This is a genomic window from Chitinophaga solisilvae (assembly GCF_009928525.1).
Taxonomy (GTDB): Bacteria; Bacteroidota; Bacteroidia; order Chitinophagales; family Chitinophagaceae; genus Chitinophaga; species Chitinophaga solisilvae.
In genome coordinates, this window is record NZ_JAABOK010000013.1 from 125,199 (window position 1) to 139,173 (window position 13,975).

At 47.9% G+C, this 13,975-nt stretch carries 10 protein-coding genes; 4 read left to right on the forward strand and 6 right to left on the reverse strand.

What is annotated here, in order from left to right:
* The first annotated feature begins 251 nt into the window (after positions 1 to 251).
* Entirely contained in the window at positions 252 to 572 is a 321-nt protein-coding gene (locus tag GWG06_RS24090; protein WP_127043495.1) for an RNA recognition motif domain-containing protein, read from the forward strand.
* A gap of 227 nt (positions 573 to 799) precedes the next feature.
* Here the strand turns inward: GWG06_RS24090 and GWG06_RS24095 are convergent, their stop codons facing one another.
* The 4 genes from GWG06_RS24095 to GWG06_RS24110 form a co-directional block, all read right to left on the reverse strand.
* Complete coding sequence (locus GWG06_RS24095) at positions 800 to 2,131, reverse strand: dihydrolipoamide acetyltransferase family protein (protein WP_160716555.1); 1,332 nt, start codon at positions 2,129 to 2,131, stop codon at positions 800 to 802.
* 71 nt (positions 2,132 to 2,202) lie between these two features.
* Positions 2,203 to 3,450, reverse strand: coding sequence for a CinA family nicotinamide mononucleotide deamidase-related protein (locus GWG06_RS24100; protein ID WP_127043493.1), 1,248 nt, complete (start codon positions 3,448 to 3,450; stop codon positions 2,203 to 2,205).
* Positions 3,451 to 3,597: 147 nt separating this feature from the next.
* A complete protein-coding gene (locus GWG06_RS24105; RefSeq protein WP_127043492.1) occupies positions 3,598 to 4,008 on the reverse strand; it encodes an acyl-CoA thioesterase in 411 nt (136 codons plus the stop codon).
* A gap of 57 nt (positions 4,009 to 4,065) precedes the next feature.
* The gene (locus tag GWG06_RS24110; RefSeq protein WP_127043491.1) at positions 4,066 to 4,485 is read right to left on the reverse strand and encodes a DoxX family protein; all 420 of its coding nucleotides are present in this window, start codon (positions 4,483 to 4,485) and stop codon (positions 4,066 to 4,068) included.
* Between the two features lie 232 nt (positions 4,486 to 4,717).
* On the opposite strand from GWG06_RS24110, the gene GWG06_RS24115 reads away from it, so the two are divergent.
* The 3 genes from GWG06_RS24115 (at position 4,718) to GWG06_RS24125 (ending at position 10,586) form a co-directional block, all read left to right on the forward strand.
* Positions 4,718 to 7,795 (forward strand): tetratricopeptide repeat protein, encoded by a 3,078-nt coding sequence (locus tag GWG06_RS24115; protein WP_160716557.1) that lies wholly within the window; start codon positions 4,718 to 4,720, stop codon positions 7,793 to 7,795.
* Between the two features lie 55 nt (positions 7,796 to 7,850).
* Positions 7,851 to 9,500, forward strand: a complete 1,650-nt coding sequence (locus tag GWG06_RS24120) for a TonB-dependent receptor (RefSeq protein WP_127043489.1) — start codon at positions 7,851 to 7,853, stop codon at positions 9,498 to 9,500.
* Positions 9,501 to 9,650: 150 nt separating this feature from the next.
* Complete coding sequence (locus GWG06_RS24125; protein ID WP_160716559.1) at positions 9,651 to 10,586, forward strand: HU domain-containing protein; 936 nt, start codon at positions 9,651 to 9,653, stop codon at positions 10,584 to 10,586.
* Between the two features lie 128 nt (positions 10,587 to 10,714).
* Here GWG06_RS24125 and GWG06_RS24130 read toward each other — a convergent pair whose 3' ends face one another.
* The gene (locus GWG06_RS24130) at positions 10,715 to 11,611 is read right to left on the reverse strand and encodes an SDR family oxidoreductase (RefSeq protein ID WP_160716561.1); all 897 of its coding nucleotides are present in this window, start codon (positions 11,609 to 11,611) and stop codon (positions 10,715 to 10,717) included.
* Positions 11,612 to 11,742: 131 nt separating this feature from the next.
* The gene (locus GWG06_RS24135) at positions 11,743 to 13,866 is read right to left on the reverse strand and encodes a prolyl oligopeptidase family serine peptidase (protein ID WP_235938511.1); all 2,124 of its coding nucleotides are present in this window, start codon (positions 13,864 to 13,866) and stop codon (positions 11,743 to 11,745) included.
* Positions 13,867 to 13,975: the final 109 nt, after the last annotated feature.

Below are 13,975 nucleotides of genomic sequence, written 5' to 3' on the forward strand. Positions count from 1 at the left end.
AACAAATAAATTTAATGGATCTGATACTGAATTTACGAAAAAAAGGGCAGAAAAGCCAGACAATATCTGCTGATACAAGTAATTAGTTGTATATTTAGAAATAGCCGGTATCTTTTACTACAAAGGGTTTAACAATCATATCTTTGTCAGGATTCGAGCCTGTTGGAAATATTTTTACCGTTCGACTTTTTTATTAGCGTTAATTTCATAACTTCAGTATATTATTTTTCATTTTTTTAATTTCAGTTATCATGAACATTTACGTAGCCAACCTGCATTATAGGTTGAACGATGAAGATCTCCATCAGATTTTCAGCGAATTTGGAGAGGTTACCTCCGCTAAGGTTATCAAAGACCATGAAACCGGCCGCTCCCGTGGTTTTGGTTTTGTGGAAATGCCTAATCAGGAAGAAGGATCAAAGGCTATGGATAGTTTGAACGGCAGCGAAGTCGAAGGCAAACAACTGATGGTAAACGAAGCAAGACCTAAACAACCGAATAATAATTTTAAAGGTGGCGGTGGCAACCGTGGCGGTGGATACGGCGGTGGTGGCCGTGATCGTCGTTATTAATCCCTTATTCGGGCACCAAGAAATTAAGGCTCACTTTTATAGTGAGCCTTTTTTATTGTGCAGATTTTTTCAAATTACGAATTACGAATTGCGAATTACGAATGAGAACGCGAAGATTAAAACGAAGATTAAAGGTGATGCCTATTAGATATTCCCTTTAATCTTCGTTTTAATCTTCGCGTTCTCATTCGTAATTCGCAATTCGTAATTCGTAATTCGTAATTATCCTATACGCTGCGTTTGGGATCAAAATTCTCCAGCTCCTGCGCTACGGCTGTCAGGAAGGTAGCGCCCAGAGATCCGTCTACAATACGGTGGTCGTAGGACATGGAGAGGTACATCATGTGCCTGATGGCGATAGAGTCTCCCTGTTCTGTTTCTACTACTACCGGGCGTTTCTTGATGGCGCCTACAGCGAGGATGGCTACCTGTGGCTGATTGATGATGGGGGTTCCCATCAGGCTGCCGAAGGTGCCAACGTTGGTGAGGGTGAAGGTACCGCTCTGGGTATCTTCGGGTTTCAGCTTATTCTGGCGGGCAGCATTGGCCAGGCCGTTCACCTGTTTGCTGAGGCCTACCAGGTTGAGCATATCTGCATTTTTGATCACCGGTACAATGAGGTTACCGGAAGGCAATGCAGTAGCCATTCCTATATTAATATCTTTCTTGATAATGATTTTATCTCCGTCCAGTGAGCAGTTGATCAGCGGGAAGCGCTTGATGCATTTTACGATGGCTTCAACGAAGAGGGGGGTGAAAGTGAGTTTTTCGCCTTCGCGTTTCTCAAATTCGCCTTTAACGCGGTCGCGCCATTTCACCATGTTGGTCACATCGGCTTCTGCGAAGCTGGTCACGTGCGGGCTGGTTTGCTTGCTCATCACCATGTGGTTGGCGATCAGTTTGCGCATGCGGTCCATTTCGATGATTTCCACATTACCGTTATAGGTAGGGGAAGCAACGGTGGCGGCAACTGCCGGGGTGCGGGAGGCGGCGGCAGCGGCAGGAGCGGCGGCCGGAGCCGGCGTTACATCTGCTATTACCTTACCTTCTTTACGGTCAGCCACATATTGGAGGATATCCTTTTTGGTCACGCGGCCATCAGCGCCGGAGCCGGGGATTCTTTCCAGGTCGGCAAAGGAAACTCCTTCCTGTTGCGCGATGGTGAGTACCAGCGGAGAATAAAATTTAGCGCCGCCGGCAGCAGGCGCTGCAGACGCTTCCTGTGCAGCCGCAGCAACGGGCGCAGCAGCAGCAGTAAATTTAGGTTCTGACGCTACCGGAGCAGCAGGTATAGGCGCAGTATTGGCCGCTGCGTCGGCATTGGTATTAATGCGGGCAATTACAGTACCTACCGGTACTACATCATTTTCCTTGAAAAGCAGTTCGGTGATGACACCTTCTGCAATGGACGGAACTTCGCTGTCCACTTTGTCTGTAGCAATTTCCAGAACGGTTTCATCCACTTTTACGTGATCTCCCGCCTTTTTGTGCCAGCGCAAAATGGTGGCTTCCATGATGCTTTCCCCCATTTTTGGCATTACCAATTCTACAATGGCCATAAGATTGTTTTTAACTTTTAGTGCGCGACAAATTTAAGGGAATTGTCTCAATTCGGCGCGCGCCATTATCCTTATTGCAAGATCAGTTTACGCAGTTCGTTGATGGCGTAAACAGCGGCCATCTGGGTATTCCGCTCCCGGTCATAACGCAGGTGGAACCTGACAGTCACCATTTTATCCCTGCTGCCCGCGGCAATCCATACCGTGCCTACCGGCTTTTCTTCCGTACCGCCGTCAGGGCCCATAATACCGGATACCGCCACAGCATAGTCCGTTTCCAGGAGAGCCAGTGCGCCACCCAGCATTTCCTTCACCGTTTCCTCACTCACAGCGCCGTGTGCCTGCAGTGTAGCTGGCTTCACTCCCAGCAGCTTCATTTTCATATCGTTGGAATAGGTGACCACACTACCTTTGAAGTAGGCGGAGCTACCGGGAATATCTGTTATCCAGCTGGCGATAAGTCCGCCGGTACAGCTTTCTGCCGTTCCTACCGTTTTCCCTTTTTCCTTCAGCAGCTGTCCCAGCACTTCTGCAATCGGAATATCCCTGTCTGTCACCGTAATATCCGGTAACAGCGCCATCATCTCATGAAAATACAGGCTCAGCTCCGCTGCGGTAGTGAGCTTATCTTCCCCGAAGGCGGTGAGCCGCAACTTGAGCAGGCTGAAACTGGGCAGGTACGCCAGTTTGATATGTGGTGGCAACTTCGCTTCAAAAGCTGTCAGTCTTTCTGCCACAAAGGACTCTCCCATACCAGAGGTAATCAGCGTATGATGCAGCACCGCCGGCGTTTTATAATGCAGCGCCAGCTGCGGCAGCACATAACTCTGCATGATATACTTCATTTCATAGGGCACACCTGGCATAGACACATATACCTTTCCCTCTTTTTCAAACCACATTCCCGGCGCGGTGCCCTTCTCATTCCGTATAACCGTACATGCCTCCGGCACCATCGCCTGATCCACATTACGCTGCAATATAGGCAGGCCACGACTTTCAAAGATATGCAATACCCATTGCAGCGTGGGTTCATGTTGCACCAGCTTCGTATCAAAATACTCACACAGGGTGGGCTTCGTAATATCATCTGCCGTAGGCCCCAACCCTCCCGTTATCAGTACAATATCTGAATAACCGGCCTCTTTTGCCAGCGTATCCAGTATATCTTCCCGCACATCGCCAATGGCTACACGCCGGTGTACCCAGATACCCAACGCATTCAGCTCCTGGGCCATCCAGGCGGAGTTGGTATCTATTGTTTGTCCTATAAGCAGTTCATCGCCAATGGTAATGATGCTTGCGGTGGTCCTACTCATGTGTTGAATGTTAGTGTTTCAATTACGAATTACGAATGATGAATTGCGAATGATAAGCGAAGATATAAGCGTAATAGATCTTTTCGCTTATATCTTCGCTTATCATTCGCAATTCATCATTCGTAATTCGTAATTCGCAATTCGTAATTACTTAAAAAAAGGTTCCAGCCTCACCTTCAACACCTCTGGCAACCCGGCACGCTGTTTCGTCTTTGCATCTACAAAAACGAGGGTAGTAACGCCTACATTCAGCAGTTCTCCCTTCTCGTTATATAATTCGCTGTGAAACTGTATTTTAGAACTCTTCGGTAATTCTTTCAGTATAGTCTTTACCGTTATCAGGTCGTCATAAAAGGCCGGACGCAGGTATTTTACATTTAACTCTGCCACAGGCATAATAACGCCCTGCTCTTCCAGTTCGCGGTAGGTGAATCCCAGTTCGCGGATAGCTTCGGCCCTGCCTACTTCGTAATACAGACCGTAGTTACCGTAGTACAGATATCCCATCTGGTCTGTTTCTCCGTAGCGGACCCTGATTGTTGTTGTGCTGATAAACATGTTTCCGTTATGCTGATTTATATCTGATGTATCCCTGTGTGCAAATACCGGTCCATCCTACTTTCCGAGGGCGCCGTCGATAGAAATTTTGCCGGGGCCGGTGAAGGCAATGGCCAGAAATGCGCCCAGGTACATGATGGGCAGTTCTATCTTGTCAAAATTCATGGTCATAAGATCATGATTATGAATCTTTAAAAGAATTACGCTCATGCAGATGATCAGCGGAATAGCGGCCAGCCGCGTCAGCAGACCGGCCATCACCAGCACAGCGCAAAATACTTCTGCAAATACTGTCATACCCAGCGATACTTTGTGGCCCACGCCCAGCGGGTCCGCAAAGGAATTCATTTTTTCCGCAAAATGGATCAGTTTAGGCCAGCCGTGTAACAGGATAAGTCCTCCGAATACCAGGCGCAACACCAGCATGGAAAAGCTTACAGCGCCGTTGGTATAACCGGTTGAGAACAGTTTTCTCATATCAGGTAAGGTTTTTGCTCTGAAAATATTTATGCCGCAATATAGCTTAATCGCTTTTGCCGTCTATCCGGAGTTATCCACATTGTTGGAAAACCAATGGGAAAAGAAAAGATATAACTTTTATATTTGCCTGGTTTGTGTCCCAGATACTGTTCCGTATTATACCTGACAGGAAAATATTTCTGCCGGGGATTCGTTTTAAACGCATAATTCAAGATATAACAGCTAAAGCATGCAGTTCATAAGAAAAGTTTTTATTCCAGGACATCTGTACATAGCCATGCTGGCTTTTGCCGGCGCAGGTGTAGCAGGATTGCCCGCAGCACAGGCGCAGCAGACACGCATCTACACTGATCCGGAAAAAGTATTCAAAGATGCACAACAGTATTTCCAGCAGGAGAAATACAGTGTGTCCATGCAGCTTTTCAGGCAGACAATCGACAATATCGATTATTTCCATGAAACCAACCGCGACCTCGTAAAATCAGACGCCTACTACTATTACACCGTATGCGCGCTGAAATTACAGCAGAACAACGCGGAACGCATTGCACAGGAATATCTGAAGATGTTCAACAACAACGCACGGGAACAGCTGGTCAGCTATCAGCTGGCGAAATACTACTTCCATCAGAATAAATTCAAGGAAGCCATTCCCTTGTACGAAAAGGCGCATATCGACAACCTCTCCAATGCGGAAATAGCCGAAGCCAAATTTGAACTCGCCTACTGTTACTTCAACGTAAAAGATTTCAAAAAAGCACAGCCCCTCTTTGCCGACATCCGGGAAATACAGGGCAAATACTACCTGCCGGCCAACTACTACTATGGCTTCATCGCCTATTACAACCGCCAGTACGGAGAAGCCCTCAGCAGCTTCCAGCGTGTTATCAACGATCCGAAATACAGCAATATCGTTCCCTACTATATCGCGGAAATATATTACTTCCAGGGTAAAACAGATCAGCTGATCGCCTACGCGGAACCACTCATCAGCAAAGGCGGACAATACTATGAGGCTGAAATGAAACAACTGCTCGGAAAAGCCTACTTCGAAAAGAAAGATTATAAACGCGCACTGCCCTACCTGCAGGAGTTCCAGGATAATTCCGACGAAGTAAGAAATGAAGATATCTACCAGCTCTCCTACTCCTACTATCAGACAGGCAACCTGAATAAAGCCATCAACGGCTTTAAACAGCTGAGCAGCTCCAGGGATTCACTGGGACAGAATTCCATGTACCTGCTGGGCGACTGCTACCTGCGCACCGGCCAGAAAGCCAATGCCCGCAATGCTTTCGCCTTCTGCGCCAACAACAGCTCCAACGCAGAACAGCAGGAAATTTCCCGCTTCCACTACGGTAAGCTCTCCTATGAACTGGGATACCAGGATGCCGCACTCACTGAACTGACACAGTTTGTGAAAACATATCCGCAATCCACCTACAACAAGGAGGCGCGCGAGATACTGGTGAACCTGTTCATGAATACCAACAACTACAGGGACGGTCTGGCTACCATCGAGATGATTCCCGATAAAAACCCGACCGTACTCAAAGCCTATCAGAAAGTAGCCTACGGCAGGGCCACACAGCTCATCAACGATCAGCAGCTCGCAGAAGCGGATCGCCTGCTGGATGTGGCTATCCAAAATGGTTCCGATGCCCAGATAAAACAACTGGCGCACTTCTGGAAAGCAGAAATCGCGCTGCGTCAGAATAAAACCGACAAAGCCATTACTAACCTGAACGCCTATCTGAGTAATACAGCCCCCGTTTCCGGCGAAGCCAACGCGCAGACTGCCAGCTACAACCTGGGTTACAGCCTGCTGAAACAGGAAAAATACAGCGAAGCGCTGCCGCATTTTGAAAATGCACAACGCAGCAGCGGTCCCAACGCACAACGAATTGCTACGGATGCCACCCTGCGCAGCGCCGATTGCTATTACATGCTGCGCCAGTTCCCGAAAGCACTGTCGCTCTACGATCGTATCATCAGCAACAACGAGCCGGGTGCAGATTATGCTACTTACCAGAAAGCCATTATCCTCGGCCTGCAGGGCAAACAGGCAGAAAAACTCGCCCTGCTGAAGCAGCTGGGTAACAAATTCCCCTCCTCCGGATTCGGTAATGAAACAGATATGGAGATAGCCAACACCTATCTCTCCCAGGAAAAATATACAGAAGCCATTCCTTTCCTGGAAAATGTGCTGCAAAAGCAACCTAACGGCGCTAACGCGCCCCGCGCATTGCTGAAACTGGGTCTGTGCTACTTTAATAAAGACAACGACAGCAAAGCGCTGAGTTACTACCGTCAGGTGGTGGAGAAATTCCCCGGATCACCGGAAACCACGGAAGCGCTGCAGAGCATAAAATCCATTTATGTAAGTCAGGGCAAAACAGATGACTACCTGGCATTCCTGAAAGCCAGTGGCAGAACTGTGAGCGCATCTGCAGAAGATTCACTGGCATACGCCTCCGCAGAAGCCCGCTTTACCAGCAACGACTGCACCGGCGCTACCTCCGCTTTCAACAGCTATATCCAGAAATTCCCGAACGGACAGTTCATCCTGCCGGCCTATTTCTATAAAGCAGAGTGCGCGTATAACAGCAAAGACTATACGAACGCATTGCCTGCATACGAATTTGTATTATCCCGGAATAACAGCCTGTATGCAGAAAGATCTGCCCTGCAGGCCGCCAACATCAATTTCTACCAGATAAAAAACTACGATAAGGCACGTACGTATTATCTGCAGCTGCAGGACCTCGCCACCAGCAAGGAAAACAGCCTTACCGCCACCAGAGGCCTGCTGCGTAGCAACTACCAGCTGAAACACTGGGATGAAGTAGGCAACTATGCCGAGATGCTGTTAGCTGCTGCCAATATCAGCACAGATGACCAGATCATCGCACATTTCTATCTCGGTAAATCTCAGAAACAAGCAGGCCAGTATGCCAACGCCCTCGCTTCTTTCAAAACAGTAGCCGGCCTGACCAAATCAGAAACAGGTGCGGAAGCACGTTATGATATCGCAGACTGCTACCTGCAGCAGAATGACCTGAACGCCGCTGAAAAAGCAGGTTTCGACGTGATTAAAAACACTCCTTCCTACGAAGTGTGGGTAGCGAAATCGTATATCCTGCTGGGTGATGTATATGTTCGTCAGCAGGACTACTTCAATGCCAAAGCAACTTTCCAGAGCATTGCCGCCAACTGTCCTATTCCTGAACTGAAACAGGAAGCGAAGGATAAACTGGCCAAAGCAGAAGCCGAAGAAAAAGCAGCCGGTAAAAAAGGCAAGAAATAAATATTTACGGATTTTGAGATTTTGGGATTCCGGGATTTAGAAATTAAAGGACAACATGAACATTCAGACATTATATAGCAGACAAACACTGATGATAGCCGCCATGTGCGCAACAGGCGTACTGCACCAGCAGAAAGCCTTTGCACAGGAGCCGCTGAAACAGGAAACAATTGATATTATTTCCACCAATCAGCCTAAGCTGCGGGATGCATACAAACTGAATCTTACCGCTTCGCTGCCGGGAATAGACACCAGCAGACCCCTGCTCAAATACCAGGTGCCCGCGCTGAACCTGAACTTTATGTACCAGGCCGCGCAGCTGAAACCACTGGCGCTGGGCAGGGATTCTCTCGGTGCGCTGCAGAATAATTTTATCAAACTGGGATATGGCAACCTGAAAACACCATATGTACAGGCAGGCTTCGGCAGCGGCCGGAAAGATGCCTACAACTACGGCCTGTTTGTTAACTATGTCGGCTCACAGGGAAAGGAAATTTCCGATCAGCAATACAGCAACCTGAATGTGCTGGCCTCCGGCGCTTACCTGCTGCCCGGCTTCGAACTCAACGGCAGCCTGGCCTACGACCGCAACACCATTCACTATTATGGCTATAACCATGATACCCTGAAATATAACAAAGGAGATATAGCGCAGACCTTTAACCAGTTCACGGCTTCCGTAGGACTGAAAAACCGTCCGCAGCACGACTGGGCCTTTGAATTTCAGCCGCAGGTGAAATTTATTCTCTTCAATGATTCCTATAAACGTACGGAGAATACCTTCCTGGCCCGCATTCCGGTGCGCAAACAGGTGTTTGAAGACATCTACATCAAAGCGGAAGGTGTGTTTGACCTCTCTACCTACAAACAGGAAAATGTACGCAGCATCAATAACAATGTGGTAGCCATCCACCCTGCTGTAGACATCATCAAACCTGGATTTGTACTGCATGCAGGCGTAAATCCTACCTGGACCAACAGTAAGTTCTACCTGCTGCCGGATGTAGTGAATGAATCGCACCTGGTGAGAAAGAAGCTGATCCTGAGCAGCGGATGGATTTCTTATTTTGAAAAGAATTCCTACCGTAACCTCATCAACAAGAATCCGTTTATGGCCGGACTCGCAGACGGTATTCTCAATACCCGTGTGGAAGAGAAATATACCGGTATCAAAGGTACACTGGGCAGCCACTTCAACTACAACACCAAATTTGCCGCTGTTACCTGGTATAATATGCCGCTGTTCGTGAATGACAGCGCGGATACCAAATTCTTTACCACCCGCAATGAAGAACAGCTGCGCGCTTTCCAGCTCCACGCTGAGGTAGGATATATAGAAGAAGAAAAATTCCAGGCAAGGGTTACTTTCGACTGGTACAACTATAACAAGCAGGAAACCGAAGTAAAACCCTGGCACCTGCCTCCTTTCCAGGGCGACCTCTTTTTGCAGTATACCTTTGCTAAAAAGCTGCGCCTCAGCGCCGACCTGTTTGCCTTGAGCGGCAGTTACTACCTGCTCCCCAACAAGGACTTCGGTAAAACCAAAGGCGCCTGGGACCTCAATGCAGGCGCATCCTATGATGTTCATAAAAACTTCAGCCTCTGGCTGAACGCCAATAATATTTTCAATACCCACTACCAGCGCTGGTATCTCTACCCAACCTACGGATTTAATATCGTGGGTGGTGTCATGATTAAGTTTTAACTTACATTTGAGACCAGGTTATTTAATTATTTGGTTATTTGAGATTTGTTGCTGTTCCTGATGCCTACTGTTTTTGCTGCAGGCTTCTTTAACAGAAACAGATCTCAAATAATTAAATAACCAAATCTCAGATAATTAAAATTGTGGCCCTTGATCATACAACAATATATCCAGGAAGTGCTGTTCAGACAGCGGGTTTGCGTTGTTCCTCAGCTGGGAACATTTTCCATACAACATTTTCCGGCACAGTATAACGCCAGCGCACAAACGCTGATGCCTCCCCGTGACCAGATTATCTTCAGTCAGTCGTGGCAGGACGATGGTTCCCTGCTGGAATGGATTGGCCTGAAGGAAAACCTGGTGCCGTCTGTGGCGCAGCGCAAAATGGAAAAATACCTGGAAGAGCTGAAAGCTTCCCTGAAAGACGGCAAAACGCTGGAGCTGGCGGGGATAGGTAAACTGCAGGGAGATTTTACAGGTAATGTACATTTCTATGCAGAAGAACTGCCTATCAATCCGGAGTCGCTTCCGATTTCTCCTATTCACCGGCAACCGGCCACGCCTGTTGCTCCGGAACCTCCCGTACCGACAGAACCGCTTCCCTTGCAGGAACTGGAACCTGTGATGACGGAAGAAGAAGAGGATACCCTGGAAGCGGTGACAGACAACAGTATTTTCAGCTGGTGGAGAGCTACAGCTGCATTGGCTTTCCTGCTGGGCGGCCTCGCCATCTGGTATTTCGTCAGCCGCCAGGCCCCCAGGGCAGAAACGGCCGAAACACCCGATATGCCGGCACATGATACCGCCGCTACGGCAGTAACTCCGGCAGACAGCGCCACCATAGCCGCAACACCGGTTGTCAGCGATTCCATTTCATACCTGATTGTGATAGAAGCATATAAAGACAGTACCACTGCAGCCAAAAAGATGGCCCGCCGGAAATCATGGAAGCAGTTTGAACTGGTATTGATAAAGAAGGATAGTCTTTATAGCATAGCGTTGCCGGTAACCTCACTGCCGGCGGATACCACAGCCCGGCTGGACTCTACCCGGAGTAAATACGGCACCGCCCACCTGAAATTCTGATTACCGTAAACAATACTAAACTTATCAGTACTGCATGTTCCACATGCAGTTACTGATATTATATAACGAACCATTCTGTTCATCCGGGAAACAGGAAAATCAGCAATTCGTACATCCGTAAATTATTATTACCTGATTTCGCCGGCAACGATTTCCAGGCCTTCTGCGAAGGTGTGGGGTTTGTATCCCAGTTCCTGCTCTGCCTTATTGATAAGCAGACCTGTTTTGGCAGGCCGTGCCGCAGGCTGGGCAAGGCTTCTGGAGCTTATTTTTTCTATGAGGCCGGTATCCAGCTGAAAAAATGCAGCTGTTTGCTCTGCCATATCATATGGGGTCAGAACTTCTTTACCGGAGATATTGAAGTAACCGGTTGCTTTTTTATCTGCAATCAGCAGACAGCCCGTAGCGAGATCCTGGCATAGGGTAGGCGTACGCACCTGGTCGTCCACCACTTTTATTTTCTTTCCCTGCCGCAGGTTATCTCTCACCCAGGAGATCATATTGCTGCGGTGCGGATCGTTGGCAACGCCGTATACCAGCACAGTGCGAACAATGGCCCACTGCAGTTTACTGTTATGTACCAGCCGCTCTGCCGCCACTTTGCTGGTGCCGTAGTAGTTGATGGGATTTACTGCCGCATCTTCATTATAAGGTCCGCTGAGACCATCGAAAACGAAGTCTGTAGACAGAAAGAGGAAGAAAGCATTCACTTTTTCCGCCGCATTCACCAGGTAACGGGTAGCGCCTACGTTGGTATCCCAGCAGGCGTCTTTGTTTTTCTCGCATTCGTCTACCTGTGACATGGCGCCGGCATGGATAATAATATCAGGCTGGTGTTTCTGTACCAGCTGCTGCACACTGCCTGCATCGCGCAGGTTTGCTGATTCGTAGATGTAATTTTCACCTTGCGGAGAGCGGTTGGTGCCTCTTCCCGTTGCTATTACACTGTATTTACCGTCTCGGGCAAAAAGCGGGATCAGATGTTGTCCCAGCAGTCCGTTACTACCTGTAATTAATACCTTCATAATGCCATATTAGTACGCTGTCTTTAAAGATAAGAAAAAATAGCTTTCAGGTCTGTAGCTTTGATAGTTAACCGTGAAAAAAAACAGGGATTAACAAATAGAGCTACCTGCCTGAAAGCTATCAGCGGGAATTATTTTTTCATGCCCAGGTTATACATGGTAAATGCCCAGATATCCGTGAACTCCTGGATCTGTTTGGAGGTAGGCTTACCGGCGCCATGGCCAGCCTGCGTTTCAATACGGATCAGGGTTGGATTAGGTCCGGCATTGCATGCCTGCAGTGTGGCTGCAAACTTAAAAGAGTGTGCAGGCACTACGCGGTCATCATGATCTGCAGTGGTGATGAGTGTTGCAGGATAGGCAGTACCTGGTTTCAGGTTGTGCAGCGGAGAATAGGCCAGCAGATATTTGAAATCTTCTTCGTGGTCGCTGCTGCCGTATTCGGTAGCCCAGGCCCATCCGATGGTGAACTTCTGAAAGCGCAGCATATCCATAACACCTACTGCCGGCAGTGCTACTTTAAAGAGATCAGGACGCTGCGTCATACAGGCGCCTATCAGCAGTCCGCCGTTGGAACCGCCGCGGATAGCGATTCTGGAAGGGTTGGTATATTTTTCACTGATGAGATATTCTGCTGCACCGATGAAGTCATTGAACACATTCTGTTTCTTTTCCTTCATACCGGCTTTATGCCATTCTTCTCCGTATTCGCTGCCACCGCGCAGGCTCACCACTGCATAAATACCGCCCTGCTCCATAAAGTACAGGTTAGAGATATTGAAAGCCGGTGTCTGCGGGATATTGAAACCACCGTAACCATAGATCAGTACAGGGTTGTTACCATCCAGTTTCACGCCTTTGCGGGAAGACAGGAACATGGGTACGCGTGCGCCGTCTTTGCTGGTGAAGAATACCTGCCTGGTTTCATACTCATCCGGATTGAACTTCACCTCCGGTTTATCGAACAGGGTAGATTTTCCGGTAGTGATATCATATTTATATATTGCCGGCGGTGTAACAAAGGAGGTAAAGCTGTAGAAAAGTTCCTTCTCATGCTTCTCTGCACCGAAAGCGCCTACCGTACCTATTCCCGGCAGTTTCATCTGATGCTCCAGCTTACCTTTGTAGTCATATTGATACAGACTGGTGGAAGCATCTTTCAGGTAGCTGACAAATACTTTTCCACCGGCGATGCCTGCTGCCTGCATGGCTTCTTTCCTTTCCGGGATAATCGTTTTCCAGGCGGACGTATTTGTATTGGCCGGGTCAATCAGCACTATCTTATAATTAGGCGCGTCCTGATTGGTACGCACCAGTAATTTTCCACCGTCGTTATCAACGAAGTCCGGTTCCGTATCGAAGCCTTTCACGAGTACAGCAAAGTCTTTCTGGGCCGGGTTTTTCAGATCACGGTAACGCAGTTCTGTGCCGGAAGTACCTTCATTCAGGGAGAGGATGAGGAAACGTTCATCTTCAGACACCTGTACGCCAGCGTTGCGCAGCGGATGTTCCTTATCTGTAAAAATTAATTCATCCTGTTCCTGTGAAGTACCTACTTTATGATAATATACTTTATGGAACTCATTTTTGCGGGAGAGTTTACTTTGTTCATCGGGTTTATCGTAGCGGCTGTAGTAGAAGCCGTCGCCTCTCCAGGAAAGGCCGCTGAACTTTATCCATTCCACTTTGTCGGACAGCAGTTTGCCGGTAACCACGTCCATTACGTATGCTTCCTGCCAGTCGGAGCCAGCTTTGGCGAGAAGATAGGAAACAAATCTGCCATCCTTTGAAAAGGAAATAGTCCCCAAAGCGGTGGTGCCGGCGGCAGAGAGTTTATTGGGATCTATGAAAACTTCCGGTTTTCCGCCGAGGGTGGCAGAGCGGTATAATACCGACTGGTTCTGCAGTCCGTCGTTTTTAAAGAAATAATAATACTTCCCGTGCCTGGTGGGCGCGCCGTTTTTGGGGTAGTTCCAGAGTTCTTCCAGTCTTTTTTTGATTTCGTGGCGGAACGGAATTTTTTCGAGATAATCCTGGGTTACCTTGTTTTCGGCGTCTACCCAGGCTTTTGTTTCCGCGCTGTGGTCATCTTCCAGCCAGCGGTAAGGATCAGGGACTTTAGTACCGAAGTAATTGTCTACCGTATCAGTCTTTTTCGTTGCGGGATACTGTATAGATTGTTGTTGGCCCATTGCTGTAATACTCATCATTGTCATACTCAATACTAACAAACTCCCATTAGTTTTTTTCAACATGCCTAATGTTTTTTAAAAAAATTAGCTACTTTGTTTGATTAAAATTAAATATTTAGGTTATTTCATAAGATATCTGTTAGAAAACAATTGCAAAATGTTATTTTTGTGC